This is a genomic window from Frankia sp. RB5 (assembly GCF_059816245.1).
The window spans coordinates 1-18,404 of the sequence record NZ_JCBATA010000057.1 but is presented as its reverse complement, the minus strand read 5'-3'; the positions used below and the strand labels follow the sequence as shown (position 1 = coordinate 18,404).

The window sequence follows — 18,404 nt, the reverse complement described above, 5'->3', positions numbered from 1 at the left end:
GGACTGCCAGGTGGTACAGGGCCGAGTACTGACCTTCCCCTGCCCTTTCACTGCACTTCGCGCCCGGTTGATGCCGGGAGTGTCAACGTCCGGTCACACGTGCTGGCAGACTCCAAGGTCATGGAGCTTGACGGTCAGCCTGCCCCGCCCGACGTTGTCCAGGCGCTGGGCCTCACCAACTACGGCCACTTCACCTCCATGCGCGTCGAGGACGGGCGGGTACGCGGCCTGTCTCTGCACCTGGAGCGGCTCGTCCGGGACTGCCGCGCGCTCTTCGCCGCGGACCTGGATCCAGACCGGGTGCGGAGACTGGTTGCCGATGCTGTTCGGGGCCGGTCGGGAGCGTTCGTCGTTCGGGTCACCGTTTTCGATCCCAGCCTCGACCTGGGGCATCCCGGTGCGGCCTTGACGCCGCGTATCGGGATCACGTTCCGTCCCGCCGCGGCTGCGGCACTTCCACCGCTGCGTCTGGGAAGCCGGCAGTACCGCCGCGATCTACCCGCTGTCAAGCACGTGGGGCTGTTCGGCCCGCTGCGTGAGCGCCGGGCTGCTCAACTCGCCGGCTACGACGATGCACTGCTGGTCAGTAAGGAACAGGTTCTCGAAGGGCCGACCTGGAATATTGGCCTGTACGACGGACAGAGTGTCGTCTGGCCGGATGGCGAGGTACTTCCGGGAGTCACTATGACCCTCCTCCAGCAACGTCAGCCCCACAAGACTGTACCGGTGTACGTCGACGCACTCGATGCATTTCAGGCCGCGTTTGCAACCAATACCTCGATCGGGATCCGGCCGATCCGCGCGATCGACAAAGTCGAGTTTCAGGTGGATCACCCGATCTACGAGGTGCTACGCGCCGCATACGCGGCGGTGCAACTGGATTCGCTGGGGTAGCCCAAGCCACCATGACCACCATCATCCGTTGGACTGGACGCGAGATCCGGGCACTTCGCGAAGCCAGGCGCATGAGCATTACCGCGTTCGCGCATCATCTGGGGGTCGCCGAACGCACGGTCTCCAAGTGGGAGGCGGGTCGCGAGGCCATTACCCCTCGCCCGGTGAACCAGGAGGCTTTGGATACGGTCCTGCGGCGCTCCCCTCCCGAGGTGCGAGACCGATTCGTCTCTCTCATCGGATCGGTCACCACCAGCACCCCCAGCACTCATGACATCGCTCCTGTTGACGAGGCCGACACCAGCCAGACACGCCACCCCGTGGACGGCAAGCTCATGATCCACGTCGGCGAGGGCGAGTTCATGTCGGGGGCTGCCGGCGAGAAGCTGTGGATTCCCTCATATTGGATGGATGCGCATCCAGTGACGAACTCTGACTACGCGCGCTTCATCGCCTCCTCGGGATACCGACCCCCCAGACACTGGCCCGCGGGTGAATGCCCGCCGGATCTCGCCCGCCACCCGGTGGTCTGGGTCACCTGGCACGACGCGGCGGCCTACGCCGACTGGGCCGGAAAAACACTTCCCACGGATCGCCAGTGGGAGAAGTGCGCCCGCGGCCCGTACGGCACGAGATATCCGTGGGGAAATTCGGAGACAACAGCGAAAGGGAATTTCCGAGAGTCCGGCATCGGCTCCACGACCCCGGTGGACCGCTACCACAGTGGTGTGAGCCCCTACGGGGCATACGACATGTGCGGCAACACCTGGGAATGGCTCTCCACCGAAACCGAGCCCGGACGCCGTGGGCTGAAGGGCAGTGCCTTCACCAGTCCTTTTCGCCGAGCAGAGCCCTCACGTTTCAACGACGCATCGACCGGCATGCTGGACGACGACACCGGGTTTCGCTGCGTCAGTATGGAGATTCCCGCACCAACAAACTAGGGTCGATCGTCTTTCGACACCGGGCGTGGGTCCTGGGTGGCGGAGGAGCCCTTCGGTCAGGGGGCGCACGACCGGCCAGCGCCTCCGGGGTCAGCCGCACCTCGTGGGCGGCCAACGCCAACTCCACATCCAGCCCGTGCAGGCCCGCCCGGTAGTCACGCTGCACCCGCAGCAGCATCCGGATCTGCTCGTCGGTCAGGCCGATCTGATCGGCCTCGTCGAACAGCCGGCCGATCAGATCGGTTGGCGCCGTGCTCCGCGGCGCCAGGTCCAGCAGCCCACCCCGGTGCGGAGCGGACTCGTAGTAGGGAGGCATAGACAGGTTCCGATCATGTTGGTGGGAAGGGAGTCGGACGGTGGAACCTCCCCGCCCGCGGTTGGGGAATTGCCGGTCGGCACCGCAGGCGGGGAGGGGCATGGCGCCTCCGGCAGTGAGCCGGCGGCTCGGTGGTGCCTAGCTCTCCGACCGTTCCCGCCCCGTGGAGAGCAGCCAGGGGACCAGGGTGTCCGCGACAGTCGGGGCTCCAGCGACGTCGCCCCGCCCGTGTCGTTGCCGACGCCGTGTGAGGGCTTCCCCGGGCACCCGGATCGGCAGAGACGGCAGCTCCTCGCAACCGGCCGCGGACTCTCCCTCGCCGGTCGGGGTCGGGGTAGGCGGGTCCGGTAGCACTGACGCTCCTCCCGGGATTCGATGCGTGCGCATACGCGCTGGTAGAGCCATGACACACTGGGACACGAGATCGCCACAGAATGAAATTTCCGCGCGCACGCGCACCGGGTGCGCACTGACACCGCACCGGGATCGCACTCGCACCGCACCGGCGCCGCACTCGTTCCGCACTGAGTGCGCACCGAGCCGGGTGCGCCCCGGAGGGGAGGACGACGGGCCATGCCACCGGAGCCGGCACCTGAGCCCACGGGGGCGCTTCTGGAACTCAGCACGCTCCTCAAGCAGCTCATCGTCGAGGCCAATACGAACATCACCAGACTCGCCGAGACGATCGGTTCGCCCCGTCAGCAGGTGTCTCGCGCTGTCAACGGCCGGGAAGTCCCCTCGATCGATCTCGCGGAGAAGCTTGATCCCGCGTTGGACGCCGACGGTAGAGTCCTCGCTCTGCGGGAACGGGCAGACCGGGAGCGCAGAGCCCGTAACATCGGCGCGATCCTCCCCGCGGACGACGCGCCCCAGCCAGCCGTCAACCCGCAGGCGCCGCTGGCATCACCACCAGACTCGGCCCTGGGGCGTGCCGTGACGGCAGTCGAGGTGAACCTTTCCCGTGATGGACGTCCCGCCGCCGCGGGGGTAACAGCGGGAGACGGCGCGTGGATCAGGACGCTCTTCTCGCCGGAGGGCGCGATCCAGCCAGCTCCTGAACGTCAGGAGCTGCCAGCATCGACTAACCCTGCACCGCAACGAGGAGCGATGGTTGAAGCGATAGGCACCGCGGGAGCAGCTGCGGGTGGTGGATCGTCCGGGAGTGCGCCGCATGACCGTGGGTATGACCGGCAGACGGAACTGGTGGAGGTGGGTGTACGGCTGCGGTATTTCGCGACGCCGACGGTCCCTTCGTCGTTCCTGGACTACCTAGACGACGTCGTCGAGGACTGTGTCGCCTCCTACGAAGCTCGCGGCCCGGCCGCGCTGATGCCCCTGATCGTGCGGCAGCGGAACGAAGTGCAGACCCTCATCGAGGGATGGCAGCCGGCCCGAGCCCGCCAACGCCTCCTCCGTGTCGCCTGCCGGCTGTCAGGGCTGGCCGGATACATGGCGGTGAACCTCGGCGATTTCCGGCTCGCGCGAGCGTATTGCGCGGAGGCGTTTACCCTCGCGCGGGTAGCCGAGGACGACAACCTGGCAGCCTGGGTGCGGGGTACGGAAAGCCTGTGCGCCTACTACGCCGGCGACTACCGACGAGCGCGGGACCTGGCACGTGAGGGGCAGACCTACGCCGCGGGCGGGCCGCAGGCCATCCGCTTGGCCGTCAACGGCGAAGCCCGCGCGCTGGGCCATCTCGGCGACCGCGACGGAGTACGGGAGGCTGTGGGCCGCGCCTTCCAACTCGCCGGGAACGCCGAGCTTCCCGCGGGCATGACACCGTGCACATCCTTCGGCGTCTACAGCCTGGCGCGGATCGCGGCGAACGCGGCAACCGCTCACCTCGCCGTCGGGCACACGGCTCTCGTGCAGAGCTACGCCCAGACCGCCACCGCCATGGCAGGCGTCGACCGCTCCCCCTGGAGCGACGTCCTCATCTCCCTCGACGTCGCCACCGCCCTGGCGACCGGCGACGACGCCGACCCCGAGCACGGCGCGGCACTCGGCATCGAGGCGCTCACCCGCGCTGGCACTCAGCCCATCGAATCGATCCGCCAACGCGGCCGGGAACTCGCCCGCCGCACCACACCCTGGCGTTCCCTACCCGCCGTCGCCGACCTCGCCGAGATCACCCAGACCCTCAGCCGCCGGCCGCTACGGTGAGCGATCCGGTCCGCGACGACTGGGAACGCTTCCGGGCCCAGGACAGGATGACCGATCACTGGGACCGGCCCGGCTGGACCCCGGGCCGGCGTAGCTTCCACTGGTTCCTGACCTTTGACAGCCCCGCCCTATGCGACCTCGCCGCGACCTGCCAGGAGCAGCTACGCACGGCCGACTACCTCGATCCCGTACCCGCCGACGGGCTTCACCTGACCCTGCGCCGGCTCGCGTTCACCGACGAGATCGACACCGCCACCGTCGCCGCGATCAACCGGCAGGTGTCCGACCAATGCCGACACCTGCCGTCATTCCCGCTGCGGGTCGGCCCGCTGGCCGGGTCGCGTGGCGCGATCCGCTTCACCGTCACCCCCTGGGAACAGCTGATCGAACTCCGCGGCATCCTCGACCAGGCAGCAGCCGCATGCGGGCTACCCGACTCCCCACGGCGATTTCGCCCGCACATCGGCATCGCCTACTGCAACCGCGACGTTCCCACCATGCCGATCATCCGCCAGATCACCGCTCTACGTGATCTACCGCCGATCGAAATCCAGGTGGAAGACCTACACCTGGTACAGCTGTACCGCCATGGCCGAACCTACCGCTGGGGCACCGAGGCCATCGCCCCGCTCTCCACGCCCGACCTGCCCACCGGCGCACACCGGTCTGAGTTCCGCCAGATCAATGCTCAGCCCCTACACGGCCCTACCCATGATCGCGGACGTGCGGGAACGCCTCCACCACGTCCGGCCCCTCCGGGCGCTGCGGCGGTCGTATGACCGCGCTGCGCTTCGGTGAGCCCACCACCATCACCATCCCCACCGTGATTACCCGGCGGCTGATCCTGCGCTGCTGGCAGGCCCGCGACGTCGCCCCCTACACCGCGATCGCCGCCGACCCGGAGATGTCCCGCTACACCGGCAGCCCCCGCACCGAAACCGCCGTGTGGGACATGGAAGCCGCCCTCACCGGACACTGGCATCTGCGCGGCTTCGGCATGTGGGCCCTCGAAGACCGGACCAGCGGGAAGTTCGTCGGCCGCGCCGGCCTGTACGAGGAGCCCGGATGGCCCGGCATCGAAGCCGCCTGGACGATCCGCCGCGACCGCTGGAACCAGGGCCTCGCCACCGAAGCCGGCCACGCCGTTCTAACCTATGCATTCGACCACGTCGGAGCAGACCGTGTCGTCTCCCTGATCCACCCTGACAACGCGGCATCGATCCGGGTCGCGACCAAACTCGGCTTCCACGCCACCGGCAACCAGTTCCGCGGCGACGACATCTACACGATCACCCGCATCCCGCACGGACCGAGAGCCCATCCCGCCGAAAGGAGCACGACCGGCCATGCCACCTGAACCCACGGGCGCGCTCCTGGAACTCAGCACGCTCCTCAAACACCTCATCGTTCGCGCAGGAACGAACGTCACGCAACTCGCCGAGAAGATCGGTTCCACGCGCCAGCAGGTTTCTCGTGTCGCCGGACGGCGCCGGCACGGGCGTGCCTCTACCACCATCAGACGGACCCTCTATGCGCTGGTGCTGAGGAAGTCGCGGACGGCGGGTACATCCCGGTGCGGGGTGAGCCGGTCGCGGATGTCGTCGAGTGCGTCGGAGGGGCGCGAGGAGTTGACGCTGCTGTTCTGGTGGAAGGCATCGGTCGCGGCGGCGCAGGCGGCGTCGAGGTCACCGAGTTCGAGGTGGGCCCGGGCGGATCGGGTGAGGTAAAGCAGGTTGTCGCGTAGGTGCATGGTGGCACCGGGCTCGGCCTGCTGTGCGGCGGTGAAACTGTGCAGGGCACGGCGGGGGTCGCCGAGATCGAGGGCCGAGGAGCCGGCCAGCATCTCGATCTCGCCTTCGGTGATGGAGTAGGCCCAGGGCGGGTCGTCGTCGCGGACGCCTTGGGCGTAGGCGTCACGAGCGGCGTTGAACTCGTGAGCGCAGCCCTTGAGGTCTCCGGTTTTGGACAGCGCCCGGCCGGCGCGGGCGTGAAGCAGCGCGCGGACGCGGGGGGTGGTCGAACCTGTGACGCGGTCCTGGGCGGTCCGTACGAGGTTCACGGCGTCCTGCGGGTTGCCTATGGAGTAGGTCTGGATGGCCATGAAGTTCATGGTGTTGGCGCCGACTTCGGTGTCACCCACGGAGGCGGATGCGCGGAGGGAGGTGATGTAGAAGCGTTGGGCCTGCGCGTGCTGGTCGGCGTCGAAGTGCAGCCAGCCGCATATCCGGGAGGCTTCGGCGAGGGCGGAGAACAGACGGCGGCTGACGGCGCTGTCGTAGGTCGCGTTGCAAGCGATGCGTTCGAGGAGGCGGTATTCCGCGGTGGCCGCTGGGAGCAGTTCTCTGCCGCTGAGGACGTCGTCGAGGTGTCGAAGGTCGTCCAGCCGGTTTTCGAGCCGGGTCATCACGTCTGGGTCGAGACGGCGGCCGGTGGCGTTGAGGGGAATCAGCGGGGCCCCGACCGCGTCGCTCCAACTGATCGCGATGCCAGTCAGCGCGGCACCACTGGAGATCAGGAATGCCCGTCGGTCCATGGAGCCTCCCCGAGCGGTGGCCGCTACCGATGCCACCGTACCCGCGGGGGTCCAGGGGGTGTCGAGCACCGGGCGGTCGTCGGGGAAGGCGAGCAGGAGAAAGTCGGGCCAGCCGAGTTCCGTGACGGCCGCCGGTGGGATGCCGTGGAGGCGGGCCATCGCGTAGCGGGTGGGTTCGTCGGGATCGTTGACGCCAGTCTCCCAGCGGGAGACCTTCTCCCGACGTTTGGCCATCCGGCCGTAGCCGAGCGCGTGGTGTGCGTCGTCGAGCCGGTCCAGGTACTTCACGGCGGTCAGGTCCAGCGCGGAGCGCAGCGCGGTCAGCGGGTGTTGTAAGAGCGATTGGGCGGACATCTCAGCCCCTCTCACGCAACGCCACCTTTGGTGATTCGCACGGTAGTCACTCACCCCGCCGTCGGGGAGCGGTTCGGTTCAGGCTCGGCAACAGCGCAGCAACAGGTTTCGCCTTCCTCAATCAGGGTGGTCGGCAGTGCCATGGAGGCAGCCGTACACGCCGTGTGTAGGAGGGAGCGCCGATGGGAGAGCTGGACGCGCCGCTGGTCTCGGTCGTGGTGAGTGCCCGTGGGAACACCTCGCGGCTGCGGAACCTGCTTGATGCCCTCGCCCACCAGAGCCTGCCCGCTGACCGGTTCGAGGCGGTGATCGTGGACAACGATCTGCCCGGACCGATCCGCCCGGTTGCCGACGCGGTGAGGAAGAGCGACTGGCCGTTCGCGGTGCGGGTGCTGTACGAGCCGACGCCGGGGCTGAGCGCGGGACGCAACCGCGGGATCTGCGCAGCCCGGGGCCGCTATGTCGCCATCACCGATCCGGACATCACACCCGAGCCGGAGTGGCTGCGAATCCTCCTGACCGCGATCGAGGAGGAGAAGGTGTTCGCCGTCGGTGGCCGCACCGTCGTGGAGTATCCCGGCGGCGCGGCGACCGCGCTGACGAAGGCCCTACGAGAGTGTCACGGTGCGGTGGACTGGCCCGATCATCGGGAGCCGGCTGTGTGGCCGTACTGGGTCACCGGTTGCAATCTGCTGTTCGAGCGTCAGACCGCGCTCGACGTCGGCCTGTTCCGCACCGACCTGGGGCGACGGGGTCGGTGGCTCGGAGACTGCGAGGACCTGGAGTTCGTCGACCGTGCCCGCCAGGCCGGTCACGACACCCTGATCGAGCCGTCCGCCGTCGTCTCTCATCCCGTCTCTCGGCCGGAAACGACGCTGCGCTACTTCGTCCGCCAAGGCGCCGGCCATGGGGTGTGCGTCGCACGGATGCACCTCAGCGTTCGTGTCGAGCCCGCCGCGATCCAGGCCGGACGAGAGGCCGTGCACCAGGCCGTGAACGGACTGGCCGCCGGATGGGGATTTTTGGACGGCTCGCGTGCTGTGGAGTCGGCCCGCGACCTGGCCCGCATCGGGGCTTATCACCTGGAACGCGGACGTCTGCGGCTGCTCGGTCGCCGTGCGATCACGCTCGCCGCCATGCCCGTCCATAAGACCTTGGAGACCTGCTGATGGACGTCATCACGACCGCGGGGCTGTACCCCGCCGCCAGCGAGAACGCTGTCGAGGTGATCGAGCGGAAGGGTTCCGGCCACCCCGACACCCTCGCTGACGGCATGGCAGAGGCGATCTCCCGCGCCTACAGTGCGTACTGCCTGGACCACTTCGGTGCGATACTGCACCACAACACCGACAAGCTCGCCCTGCTCGGCGGCAGCGCCGATGTGACGTTCGGGCATGGTGAGATGACCGCCCCGATCCAGGTACTGGTCAATGGACGGATCACCGCGGCGCTGGGCGCGGATTCCATCCCCGTCGAGGACATTGTCACCACGGCGGCCCACGACTTCCTGGGCGCCGCGCTGCCCCTGCTGGACACCAAGCGGTGGGTGCAGGTGAGGCCCCGGCTGACTCAGGCGTCGAGCCCCGGAGCGGTGACCGACGGCGCGAACGCCGATCGGGAAGCGTCCCGGCAGCGCTGGTTCGCCCCGCGGAGCCTGGACGACCTCGCCGAGCGGCACAGGCTGTTCTCCAACGACACCTCGGCCGGCGTGGGGTACTTCCCACTGGGCATCGGGGAACAGCTGGCCAGCGGCATCGAGACGCACCTGAGCAGCGAACTGTTCCGCGCCGAGCACCCCTACTTCGGCACGGACATCAAGTTGATGGTCGTGCGCACCGGTGCCAGCGTCCGCCTGACGGCGTGTGTGCCGCAGATCGCCCGCCACACCCCGAACCTGGAAACCTATGTCGAACGCCGGGCCCTGGCCCGTCAGCTGATCGCGCAGACGGCCGCGCGGATCGCGCCGGGCGCGGACGTCGAGGTCTTCCTGAACACGCGTGACCAGGACCAGCGGCCTGAGCTCTACCTCACGGCCACCGGGTCGTCGGTTGAGTCCGGCGACGAGGGTGTGGTCGGACGAGGTAACCGTTCCAACGGGCTGATCTCGATGTTCCGCCCCTGGTCGGCCGAAGGCGTCTCGGGCAAGAACCCGGTCTACCACGTGGGCAAGCTCTACAACCTGGCCGCCACGGAGGCCGCCCGCCGGATGTACGAGGAGACCGGGTTGGAGTGCGCGGTCGCTCTCGTCTCGCAGTCGGGCCGCGACCTCGCCGACCCCTGGCAGGCCATCGTCCAGACGTCCGGGCCGAAGCCAGTGTTCGTCTCCGACGCCCGCCGGGTCCTCACGAGCGTGATGGGGGACCTGGAGGGCCTGCGGGAGCGGCTGTTGGCTGGGAAGTTGGCCACGGCATGAGCCGCGGCGTTGGGGCCGCCGCCCCGTTTCGGCCGTGTCTGAACCCCGCCGCCCTCTCCGGTGTCGACCTGCCCGATTTCCTCACCTTGGCGGCGGCAGGCGGATTCACGGCGGTCGAGTTGTCCATCCAGCAGGCCCAGGCCATGGGTGCTGGCCGGGTGCGTGATCTGCTGTCCGAGCACGGCCTGACCGTGGCGGCTGCCAGCGGCATCCTGCCCGCTGGGCCTGTGCTGCCCGCGCCGCTGCTGGTCGACACGGCGGCGTACGACGAGCACCTGATGAGCCTTCCCGCCCGGCTGAAGACGTTCGCCGCGCTGGGCTGCCCAGTCGCGACGTCCGTGTTAAATCCGTACTCCTCACTCGGCCAGAGTGAGGCCCTGGCCCTCGCACGGACGAGGATCGCCCACCTCGCGGACACCGCCGCCGAGTACGGCGTGTGCCTCGCGGTGGAGGCCGTGAGCGTCAGAGAGGGACTGCCATCCGAGCTGAATGGACCGCATCCGGTGGCCGCCACCCTGCCCGCCGTCGCCGAACTGCTGCACGACAGCGGAAGTAGGAATGCCGCCGTGCTCGTCGACTCCTTCCACTGGGCGGTCGCGGGAGCCGACCCAGGACACATCACGGCACTCGGCACGGGCGGGGTCGCGCACGTGCAGATCGCTGACGTGCCGCACGTCGGCGCCGCGCATGGGTGGACGGACAGGCTGCGGCTCTTCCCGGGCGACGGTGCCCTGAACTGGTCCGCCTTCGCCAATGCCTTGCATCAGGTCGGCTACCACGGTCCCGCGTCGGTGGAGTTGTTCAACCCGGTCCTACGGGCTCTGCCCGAGGGCGAAATCGCCGCCCGTTCCCATCAGGCGGCCACCGGCTGCTGGATACCCCAGGAGGCAGGCCGATGAGTCTGCGGACCAGGCCATGGCGGCTGGCCGTGGCCGGATGCGGCGCTGCCGCGTTCGGCCTCCACCTGCCCGTGCTCACCTCCAGCCCCGACTTCGACGTGACCGCACTGGCCGACCGTGACACCGCGCGGGCCCGCGCAGCCGCTGCCCGCTTCGCGGTACCCCGCGTCGCGGGGAAGATCGAGGACCTGGTGGACGGTGTGGACATGCTGGTGGTCCTCACCGGCGTCCACCAGGACCTGATCGAAGCGGCCCTCGACGCACAGTTACACGTGTTCACCGAGAAGCCAGTCGGCCTGGATGTCACGGAAACCCGGAAGCTGGCCGACCGCGCGCAGGGGGCGGGGCTGCTGCTGGAGGTGGGGGCAATGCGCGCCCACGATCCAGCGCTACATGCCGCTCTCGCTGCGGTGCCCGAACCCACGGGCGGCTGGCTGATCAAGGCTGACGGTTTCGACGAGGCCGCCCGACGCCGTCTGCTGCCGCCCGGCTTCAGCCCCTACACCTTTGTGGACGACCCGCCGCAGACGATTCCCAGGCAGCTCGCCGACGCGCACCAGGTGACTGCGCTGAAGATCCTGCTGTGGCAGGGCTACCACCTACTGACCGCTCTGACTCTGGCCGTCCCCGGCGTCACCCCGGCCGCATGCACCCTGGATGCCGACGGCCAGTCGCTCCACGCGCTGCTATTCGGACCTGCCGGCCAGCCGTTCACTCTGGTCATCAGCGCAACGGCGCCGGGCCGCTTCTTGGAGCAGATCCACTTCGGCGGCGCCTCGGACACGGCCACGGTCGACTTCGCCCGCCCTTACGAGCCGTCCACCGCGACCCGCGTCACCACCGCCACCGGCGAGCAGAGCGACTTCCCCGACCCGTTCGCCGCCATGTGGCAGGCCGTCAGCGACCGGCTGGCGGGACAGTATCCGGCCGATCTGCCGACCAGCACCGCCCTTGCGGTGCGAGTGGAAGACCTCGCGTTGGGGTTGGCCGGCCTCTGCCGTCCCGGACCGCATCTGCGGAAGGATTGACATGCCCACCGATGCACCTGTCCTCGTCCTCGACGGGCCTCCTGGAGCCGGCAAGACCTCCTTGCTCGCGCGGATGGTGCCCGTTTTGGGCGACGAGTGCCTGTGGTTCACCGAGCCCAACGCACGGCTGAGCGCCGGCCTGCGATCGCCCGTGCATCCATCCAACGCGGGACACAGCCTGTGGTTCCTGCGGCACGAGCTGGACAAGGCCCGCGCCTGCGCCGGACTCGCCGCCGACCCCGCCACCCGGCTGCTGGTCTGCGACCGCAACCACCTCGGCGCCCTGGCCTACTGCTGGGCGACCCGCGCGGAAGACAGCCTGCCGTACCGCGCCGCCCGCGACTTCTACGCCCGCCACATCGCCCCCGCCCTGCCCGAGCAGGTCCTGACCGTGATCATGCTGGTCAGCCCCCGCGAGAGCCTGACGCGCCGCGGGAACGTGGCCGAGCGGCCCCGCTGGAAGCAGTGGTTTGACCAAGGTCTACTGGAGCGACTGCACACCTTCTACACCGACATCGCGCCGGCTCTGTGCCCCACTCCGCCCCTCATCGTCGAGACCGACGAAGCGACCCCGAACACCGTCCTCGCCAAGATCAGCGGACTCCTTGCCGACGCCGGGCTCGGAGACACCGCGGCGACGCTCGCCACCGCTACCGCCCCGGATATCCGCCCGGCGCTGGACCCACGTTTCCTGCCCGTCTATCACGCTCTCGGCGGCCTGGAGAGCTTCGGTCATCCCTTCACCGAGCCGCTCGACCACCGCGGCGGCACGGTTCAGCTGTGCCAGCTCGGCGCCCTGCACCGCGATGCGACAGGTCATACCAAGCTGTGGGACCTGCTGGCCGAACCTGCACGCGGGGCCGCCTGATGACCGCCGCCGCCCCGATTGTGGTCGGCATCAACCTCGGCCACGACGGCGGCGCCGCCCTCATCACCGACACCACGATGGTCGCGATCAGCGAGGAACGCCTCAACCGCACCCGCTACAGCCCCGGCTGGCAGGCCGCCCTCCTGTACTGCCTGCGCGCCGCCGACGTACGGCTGCAGGACGTCGACCTGATCGCGGTCAGCGGCATCGGTCACCACCCGCCCACCGCCGCCGAGACCGGCCTCGCTCACCTCGGCGTCAGCCCGGCGCGGATCGTCCCCGTCGACCACCACCTCAGCCACGCGTACACGGCGTACTGCCTCAGCCCCCACGACGAGGCGACCGTCCTCGTCGTCGACGGCGGCGGCAACCACCACGACACCGAGACCTTCTACGCCGCCACCCGCGACGGCATCCACCGACTCGGCGGCAACCCGCCCACCCGGCCCCGAGCCGCCGGCATCGGTGCCACGTACGAGGCGTTCACGAACTGGCTCGGGTGGCACGAGCAGGAGGCCGGCAAGACGATGGCCCTCGCCTCCTACGGAGACCCGAACGCCCACCACGCCCCGCTGTTCGACGTCACCGACGCCATTGTCCACGGCCGCCTCACCCGCAGCCACGCTCCCGGCGTCGCCGCACTCGCGCAGGAGACGGGCGCCGACTTCGGGCCGCCCGACAGCCGGGGCGACCATCCACGCGGCACCGACGCCGCAGCGTACGTCCAGACCCAGACAGAACAGGCCCTGTGCGCTCTTGCCGAGCAGACCATCGCCGCTACCGGGCTGAGAAACCTGTGCTTCGCCGGCGGCGTCGCCCTCAACTGCGTGGCCGCCGACAAACTCCGGCGACTGGACCCGGTCACCGGATACTTCGCGCCCCCAGCATCCTCGGACCGAGGCCAAGCCCTCGGCTGCGCTCTCTACGCCTGGCACCAGGTGACCGGCGCCGTCCCGCGAAGACCGCTCGCCCACGACTACTTTGGCCGCACCTACACCGACGCCGAGATCGAGCAGGCCCTCACCCGCGACCCGCGGTCCGGACTGGTTGAACGCCGCCGTGCCCCGTACCAGTGGCGGCGCGAGAGCGACATCGCCGGCACCGCCGCCCAGATGATCGCCGCAGGCAAAATCATCGGCTGGTTCCAGGGCGGCAGCGAACTCGGCCCCCGCGCCCTCGGCGCCCGCAGCATCCTCGCCGACCCCCGCAAGACCACCAGCTCCGACGCCCTGAACAACCGCATCAAACACCGCGAACCGTTCCGGCCCTTCGCTCCCGCCGTCCTCGCTAGCCACGCACAGGACTGGTTCGACCTAGATGTCCCCAGCCCCTTCATGCTGCTCGCCCCGCCCGTCAAGCCGGACCGCGCAGCCAAGATCGCAGGAGTCGTGCACGTCGACCAGACCGCCCGCGTCCAGACCGTCGACCCGGGCACCGCCCCGACATTCGCGGCCCTGATCCAGCACGTCCTACACCTGACCGGAATCCCGCTCGTGCTCAACACGAGCCTCAACGACCGAGAGCCCATCGTCGAAACCCCGGCGCACGCCCTAGCCACGTTCCAGGCATGCGACCTGGACGCCCTGTGCATCGGCGACTACCTCATCGAGCGGACCTGAACCGCCTGCCAGACTGACACCATGAGTACTCCCCCTCTCCGGAAGGCAGCCCGAGCCGTCGTACTCGACGCAGACCAGCGCGTCCTGCTACTCCACTACGACGAGAACAACGGCTTCTGGGCCACACCGGGCGGCAGCCTCGAACCAGGCGAGGACTACGCCACCGCCGTGATCCGGGAACTACGCGAGGAGCTCGGCGTCGAGGAGGTCGACCTCGGCGCCCAGATCGCCGAACGCAGCAACGACCACCCTGTCGGTGGCCTCCAGGTCCGCCAGATCGAGAAGTACTTCCTCGCACGTGTCACGCCTGCCGACATCGACCTGGACCGTGCCACCCAGCCGGACAACATCCGATCCCTCCGCTGGTGGACGCAGGAAGACCTGCGGAGCACCCAGGAGACGGTCTACCCCCGCGGCCTCAGCAAACTCGTCACCGGTGTACTGGCCGAGGGCCCACCCGAACAGCCGATCACTCTGCACTGATCAGGCACGAAGTCGCTCGCCGCCACGCTGTCCTCCTACCTGACGGAACCACACCCGGCACGGCGCCTCCGCGCCGGACGCTTCAGGACCTCCCAGCCCCGCCGCCTAACGCCAACCGGCGGCGTCGAGGACCACGTCCGCGAGGCGTTCGGCCGCGTCCGGTCGGCCGAACGCCCGTGCTCGCTTCGCCATCGTGGTGCGGGCCGCCCGGTCCGTCAGCAGCGGCTCCAGCGCCTTCCACATGGCTACACGGGCGAGTTGGGCCTGTAGTACTAGGCTGTGCGGTGTCGCAATGGCGAGAGCTTTCGGCGAGCGCGACTGCCGCGCGCCACCGTGTCACGGCCTGCGACTGCCGACTCCCACCTTTCTCGTCAACCAAGTTTCCGCAGAAGTTCGACAATACCCGCTTCTTCGATGCACCCATGAATAATACGATCAGGGCTCTCGTCGCCCATACTCCAGTATGGCGTGGATTGCTGATGGGGACTCCATATCTTGCCTCCTCCATCTATGAGCAGATAGGAGTTCTTACGGTCACTGTTCGATTTTATCGAGACGGCGATCTCGGGAAGGACCCCACCAAGCATCGACACAGCGCGCTCGAAATCTGCGAGGCTTACGCTCAAGCTGGCGGCATTACGGCTCCCAAGCGGTCCGCTCGGCATAAATTGAAATAACTGCCACCGGCGAACGGCCGGATGGTGCACGAGGTGTTCGGCGATCGATTCGAGGTCGTCAACGTTTCCCTGGTGGACGACGGTATTGACGCATACCGTCGCGTCAACACTATCCATCAGGGTAAGGATCGCAAGCTGGTCGGCAACGGACCCGAATCTCCTGAATTTCCTGATGACATCATCCGTGGATCCGTCGAGCGGAATTCCGATCTGATCGACATCGCGTGCAAGAGCTTCGACGTCCACCCGACGGGTTATTCCCTGACCCATGAACCGGATCTTGGCATCTCGAAGGAAAGCAGTGCCGACCGTATCCAGGTGGAGGGTGAGCCCGATCTCGCGAAGGCCAGAAACGAGATCTGTTATGTCTGGACGAGTGAGTGGGTCGCCACCACCTATGGTGATCTTCTTGACTCCAAGTTCTTGATACAGCAATTCCGCGAATCGGTGCACTTTCGGAGTGGTGACCAAGGTCCGTGCGAAGTGGTTATAGCATCCAGGGCAGGCAACAAAGCAGCTATTGCCAGCGGTGAGGATGACACTTCGTCGCATTGGGCGATCTCCTCGATATCCCACGAACGGTCTGTCGGATGCAGCGACAAGCAGGCCGTCAACCCCCGTTGACGATCTCTTCGTAAACTGCGAGGTACTCGGCAGCCATTCGCGGTAGAGAGAATCGCTCTGCCGAAAAACTTCGGCAGGCCATTCGGTCCAGCTTCAATGCCGCATGTATATGCTCGGGAAATTCGGAGTCACCGTCGGCAATCAAGCCGGTTTCTCGCTGTTCGACAACCTCATCGATTGCTCCCGACCGAGTGGCAACGACGGGTGTGCCGCAGAGCTGTGACTCGGCGGTCACCAGCCCGAAGGGCTCAGGCAGGCCGCTGGTGACGAGAGTCGCGCATGCGCCCCCGAGAAAGCGGACCTTATCGGAAAAGGCCAACTCGCCGAGATACCTGACCGTCTCGCCATCGACGTGCGGCGCGATCTTGGTCTGAAAGAATGACCGGTCGGCGGGCTTCACCCTGCCGGCGATCCTGATCGGGATTCCTGCGGCTCGTGCCGCAGCTATCGCAAAATCTGGCCTCTTCTCGGGCCGCAGACGGCCCAAGAAGGCTACATACGGAGGCTCGTCCGGTTCGGCCCGGAACGGGAAGAAGCCGGCATCTAGGCCATGATAGATCCGAGCTCGCCAGTTCAACCGGGGGAGACTCGTCCGCTGGTGATCGCTGATCGCAATGTAGGAATTGTCAGCGAGTGTGTTGAGAAGCCGCGAGTTGTCGGCGTTGGCATAGCAATGCAGTGTGTGAACGGTCCGATTCCGGAGCGGATGGAGTACCAAGGCGGCAGCAAGGCCAGAGTTCGAGTGCAGATGAGAGTGTAAGACATCGAACTGTGCCGCTTGTTCCAAGACGTCGGCAAGCTGACCAAGACGGATGGCCTCCGGCTCGATGACGGAGTCGTCCGCATTGAGCGACCTGGGATGGCCTGCTGCGAGGCGGCCGCTCACCAGGGAGTCTCCGGAAGCGAAGACGGTGACTTCATGGCCGGCGGCAACGAGGTGCCGTGACAGGTCGGCGACGAGAGCTTCGATTGCGCCGTATTTCGCGGGCGGGACCGACTCCCACAGCGGGGCGATCTGGGCTATACGCAACCTTGTTCTCCTGGGACGCGAGGGGGTCAGGGCTTTGCGAGGGCGACCTCAAAGATCTTCTTGAAGCCGTCGGGGAAGAGCTGTACGGATCACATCCGCGCATCGAATGATCTCCGCCTGGGCGGCCTCGAATCGGAAGAGCTTCAAGTAGCTGGGGATACTGGATTCGTAGATGCGTGGATTTATACCGTGCTCGCGCATCACATCGGGCCAGAGCGGAAGCATCCAGATGTGGAAGTGGGGCCGGACGTGCTTATCCTCCTGATACATCTGGACGGCGGCGAGCCCGAGTTCTTCCCGCATCACCGCCCGCACAGCCCGCACAATCGTGATCGCTCGTAGAGCAAGCGGCAAGGGCAGGTCGGCCACGGTCGCCAGATGCGCGCGGACCCCAAGAATCATAAAACCGGGAACGGCCCATTCCGCGTCCTGCCGTACTGTCAGCTCGCCGTCGTCGTAGACGGGCCGAATCGCCGAGGGAAGGTCCGCTTCGTGTTCGTTCATGTAACAGCCGCGGCAGGTGTCCGCCCGGACGATGCGCCGCCGGCCGTCCAAGAAGTCAAGGGACCTCATGCGCACCATCGCAGACCCCGCATCCTCGTGTCCAGAAGCTGAGAACGTCCCGCCGGCTTCGAACTCACGTGCGAAAATATAGCGCCATGACCGACATGCTTGTTGTCGTACCGCACCCCGATGATGAAACGTTGTCCGCCGGGGGAACCATCCGGCAGGCCGTCAGGCGAGGGGACTCGGTCTCCGTCGTTACCCTGACACGTGGAGAGAGGGGCCGCACGCTGGGGATTTGTTCGCAGGAGCAGCTTGCGGATGTTCGCAGCCAGGAGTTCACTGCGGCGATGTCTCTACTCGGTGTTGTGAATGCGTTGCTTTTTTCGTATCCTGACGGCAGTCTTGCATCCCGCTCGGACGAGGCGGCGGAAGATCTACGAGCTCTTGTCGAGCGAACACGGCCGGTGGTGGTGGCCACTTTTCCGGCCAACGGGCTGAACGGGCATCCCGACCATGTGGCATCCCACCACATCACCCGAACGGCGCTGACGATGAGCAGGTGGATGCCGCGCATGCTACTCACGTTCGCCGACCCCGATGTCTTCCTGGACGATCCCCGGCCCGGGTACCTGCTGCCGGACGATGTGAACCGCCTCCGGGTGCGCCCGAACCGCACGCACGATGTGGCCGACGTCGCTGTGGACAAGCTCCGCGCGCTGGGGCGCTACGACACCCAGGCGCGGAGCGTCCTCAAGTTCCTTCGCCTACACCCGGAGAGCATCCATACCGAGACATTTCACGAGTCGGCCTGGCCGCCGGGGTCCTGAGAGCTGCCGGTTGGCTAGTACTCCAGCCCGACTTTTGTGATCGTTTAGGTCTGGTGCGTCATGGTTGGGCGGCGGGGCTGAGCAGGGACCCTGGCCCAGGAACGAAAAGGACCACCGGAGATCCTCGCGGTTTGTGACGACACGTGAAGATCAGCCGGTGGCCGTGTGCCCCAGCGTAGACCCCGACGGGTGGCTTGAAGCATTCGAGGGGCTCGCGGGCCGGCT

19 protein-coding genes are annotated in these 18,404 nt (G+C 67.5%); 13 read left to right on the top strand and 6 right to left on the bottom strand.

Annotated features, from left to right (window positions below; genetic code table 11):
- Positions 1-99 precede the first annotated feature (99 nt).
- Positions 100-894, top strand: a complete 795-nt coding sequence (locus AC6EXY_RS24920; protein WP_499818249.1) for an aminotransferase class IV — start codon at positions 100-102, stop codon at positions 892-894.
- An 11-nt stretch (positions 895-905) separates the two neighbouring features.
- Entirely contained in the window at positions 906-1,838 is a 933-nt protein-coding gene (locus AC6EXY_RS24915; RefSeq protein ID WP_499818248.1) for an SUMF1/EgtB/PvdO family nonheme iron enzyme, read from the top strand.
- On the opposite strand, the gene AC6EXY_RS24910 is transcribed toward AC6EXY_RS24915, so the two are convergent.
- Entirely contained in the window at positions 1,807-2,154 is a 348-nt protein-coding gene (locus AC6EXY_RS24910; RefSeq protein WP_499818247.1) for a hypothetical protein, read from the bottom strand. The genes AC6EXY_RS24915 and AC6EXY_RS24910 overlap by 32 nt on opposite strands.
- Positions 2,155-2,727: 573 nt before the next feature.
- Here AC6EXY_RS24910 and AC6EXY_RS24905 point away from each other — a divergent pair.
- From AC6EXY_RS24905 to AC6EXY_RS24895, 3 genes are read left to right on the top strand one after another with little or no spacing between them, the layout of a single operon-like run.
- A complete protein-coding gene (locus AC6EXY_RS24905) occupies positions 2,728-4,317 on the top strand; it encodes a helix-turn-helix domain-containing protein (RefSeq protein ID WP_499818291.1) in 1,590 nt (529 codons plus the stop codon).
- Complete coding sequence (locus AC6EXY_RS24900) at positions 4,314-5,096, top strand: 2'-5' RNA ligase family protein (RefSeq protein ID WP_499818246.1); 783 nt, start codon at positions 4,314-4,316, stop codon at positions 5,094-5,096. Before AC6EXY_RS24905 ends, AC6EXY_RS24900 begins: the two co-directional genes overlap by 4 nt.
- A complete protein-coding gene (locus AC6EXY_RS24895) occupies positions 5,093-5,674 on the top strand; it encodes a GNAT family N-acetyltransferase (RefSeq protein ID WP_499818245.1) in 582 nt (193 codons plus the stop codon). Before AC6EXY_RS24900 ends, AC6EXY_RS24895 begins: the two co-directional genes overlap by 4 nt.
- A 171-nt stretch (positions 5,675-5,845) precedes the next feature.
- Here the strand turns inward: AC6EXY_RS24895 and AC6EXY_RS24890 are convergent, their stop codons facing one another.
- The gene (locus AC6EXY_RS24890; RefSeq protein ID WP_101831425.1) at positions 5,846-7,204 is read right to left on the bottom strand and encodes an NsdA family TPR-like regulatory protein; all 1,359 of its coding nucleotides are present in this window, start codon (positions 7,202-7,204) and stop codon (positions 5,846-5,848) included.
- A 182-nt stretch (positions 7,205-7,386) separates the two neighbouring features.
- Between AC6EXY_RS24890 and AC6EXY_RS24885 the strand changes: the two genes are divergently transcribed.
- From AC6EXY_RS24885 to AC6EXY_RS24855, 7 genes are read left to right on the top strand one after another with little or no spacing between them, the layout of a single operon-like run.
- Positions 7,387-8,373, top strand: coding sequence for a glycosyltransferase family 2 protein (locus AC6EXY_RS24885; protein ID WP_499818244.1), 987 nt, complete (start codon positions 7,387-7,389; stop codon positions 8,371-8,373).
- Positions 8,373-9,617: a methionine adenosyltransferase gene (locus AC6EXY_RS24880; RefSeq protein ID WP_165818331.1), complete on the top strand. Its 1,245-nt coding sequence runs from the start codon at positions 8,373-8,375 to the stop codon at positions 9,615-9,617. Before AC6EXY_RS24885 ends, AC6EXY_RS24880 begins: the two co-directional genes overlap by 1 nt.
- Entirely contained in the window at positions 9,614-10,516 is a 903-nt protein-coding gene (locus AC6EXY_RS24875) for a sugar phosphate isomerase/epimerase family protein (protein ID WP_499818243.1), read from the top strand. The genes AC6EXY_RS24880 and AC6EXY_RS24875 overlap by 4 nt, the downstream gene beginning before the upstream one ends.
- 29 nt (positions 10,517-10,545) lie before the next feature.
- The gene (locus AC6EXY_RS24870) at positions 10,546-11,544 is read left to right on the top strand and encodes a Gfo/Idh/MocA family oxidoreductase (RefSeq protein ID WP_165818330.1); all 999 of its coding nucleotides are present in this window, start codon (positions 10,546-10,548) and stop codon (positions 11,542-11,544) included.
- 1 nt (position 11,545) lies between these two features.
- A complete protein-coding gene (locus tag AC6EXY_RS24865; protein WP_101831420.1) occupies positions 11,546-12,412 on the top strand; it encodes a DEAD/DEAH box helicase family protein in 867 nt (288 codons plus the stop codon).
- On the top strand, positions 12,412-14,031 hold the full coding sequence (locus AC6EXY_RS24860) for a carbamoyltransferase family protein (protein ID WP_101831419.1): 1,620 nt from the start codon (positions 12,412-12,414) through the stop codon (positions 14,029-14,031). The genes AC6EXY_RS24865 and AC6EXY_RS24860 overlap by 1 nt, the downstream gene beginning before the upstream one ends.
- Positions 14,032-14,052: 21 nt before the next feature.
- A complete protein-coding gene (locus AC6EXY_RS24855) occupies positions 14,053-14,514 on the top strand; it encodes an NUDIX hydrolase (protein ID WP_101831418.1) in 462 nt (153 codons plus the stop codon).
- 105 nt (positions 14,515-14,619) lie between these two features.
- On the opposite strand, the gene AC6EXY_RS24850 is transcribed toward AC6EXY_RS24855, so the two are convergent.
- The 4 genes from AC6EXY_RS24850 to AC6EXY_RS24835 all read right to left on the bottom strand — a co-directional run bounded on the left by AC6EXY_RS24850 (position 14,620) and on the right by AC6EXY_RS24835 (position 17,349).
- The gene (locus AC6EXY_RS24850) at positions 14,620-14,757 is read right to left on the bottom strand and encodes a hypothetical protein (protein ID WP_499818242.1); all 138 of its coding nucleotides are present in this window, start codon (positions 14,755-14,757) and stop codon (positions 14,620-14,622) included.
- Positions 14,758-14,885: 128 nt separating this feature from the next.
- Entirely contained in the window at positions 14,886-15,743 is an 858-nt protein-coding gene (locus tag AC6EXY_RS24845; RefSeq protein WP_499818241.1) for a radical SAM protein, read from the bottom strand.
- 58 nt (positions 15,744-15,801) lie between these two features.
- Positions 15,802-16,845 (bottom strand): glycosyltransferase family 4 protein, encoded by a 1,044-nt coding sequence (locus tag AC6EXY_RS24840; RefSeq protein WP_499818240.1) that lies wholly within the window; start codon positions 16,843-16,845, stop codon positions 15,802-15,804.
- 48 nt (positions 16,846-16,893) lie between these two features.
- Entirely contained in the window at positions 16,894-17,349 is a 456-nt protein-coding gene (locus AC6EXY_RS24835) for a hypothetical protein (protein WP_499818239.1), read from the bottom strand.
- A gap of 155 nt (positions 17,350-17,504) precedes the next feature.
- Here AC6EXY_RS24835 and AC6EXY_RS24830 point away from each other — a divergent pair, with 155 nt between their 5' ends.
- Positions 17,505-18,179, top strand: a complete 675-nt coding sequence (locus AC6EXY_RS24830; protein WP_499818238.1) for a PIG-L deacetylase family protein — start codon at positions 17,505-17,507, stop codon at positions 18,177-18,179.
- The last annotated feature ends 225 nt before the right edge of the window (positions 18,180-18,404 follow it).

Bases quoted from the DNA above. Each gene is read 5' to 3' on its own strand.
- AC6EXY_RS24915 (WP_499818248.1), top strand. From the start codon at position 906: ATGACCACCATCATCCGTTGGACTGGACGCGAGATCCGGGCACTTCGC.
- AC6EXY_RS24910 (WP_499818247.1), bottom strand. From the start codon at position 2,154: ATGCCTCCCTACTACGAGTCCGCTCCGCACCGGGGTGGGCTGCTGGAC.
- AC6EXY_RS24905 (WP_499818291.1), top strand. From the start codon at position 2,728: ATGCCACCGGAGCCGGCACCTGAGCCCACGGGGGCGCTTCTGGAACTC.
- AC6EXY_RS24895 (WP_499818245.1), top strand. From the start codon at position 5,093: ATGACCGCGCTGCGCTTCGGTGAGCCCACCACCATCACCATCCCCACC.
- AC6EXY_RS24890 (WP_101831425.1), bottom strand. From the start codon at position 7,204: ATGTCCGCCCAATCGCTCTTACAACACCCGCTGACCGCGCTGCGCTCC.
- AC6EXY_RS24885 (WP_499818244.1), top strand. From the start codon at position 7,387: ATGGGAGAGCTGGACGCGCCGCTGGTCTCGGTCGTGGTGAGTGCCCGT.
- AC6EXY_RS24880 (WP_165818331.1), top strand. From the start codon at position 8,373: ATGGACGTCATCACGACCGCGGGGCTGTACCCCGCCGCCAGCGAGAAC.
- AC6EXY_RS24875 (WP_499818243.1), top strand. From the start codon at position 9,614: ATGAGCCGCGGCGTTGGGGCCGCCGCCCCGTTTCGGCCGTGTCTGAAC.
- AC6EXY_RS24865 (WP_101831420.1), top strand. From the start codon at position 11,546: ATGCCCACCGATGCACCTGTCCTCGTCCTCGACGGGCCTCCTGGAGCC.
- AC6EXY_RS24860 (WP_101831419.1), top strand. From the start codon at position 12,412: ATGACCGCCGCCGCCCCGATTGTGGTCGGCATCAACCTCGGCCACGAC.
- AC6EXY_RS24855 (WP_101831418.1), top strand. From the start codon at position 14,053: ATGAGTACTCCCCCTCTCCGGAAGGCAGCCCGAGCCGTCGTACTCGAC.
- AC6EXY_RS24850 (WP_499818242.1), bottom strand. From the start codon at position 14,757: ATGTGGAAGGCGCTGGAGCCGCTGCTGACGGACCGGGCGGCCCGCACC.
- AC6EXY_RS24845 (WP_499818241.1), bottom strand. From the start codon at position 15,743: ATGCGACGAAGTGTCATCCTCACCGCTGGCAATAGCTGCTTTGTTGCC.
- AC6EXY_RS24835 (WP_499818239.1), bottom strand. From the start codon at position 17,349: ATGAACGAACACGAAGCGGACCTTCCCTCGGCGATTCGGCCCGTCTAC.
- AC6EXY_RS24830 (WP_499818238.1), top strand. From the start codon at position 17,505: ATGACCGACATGCTTGTTGTCGTACCGCACCCCGATGATGAAACGTTG.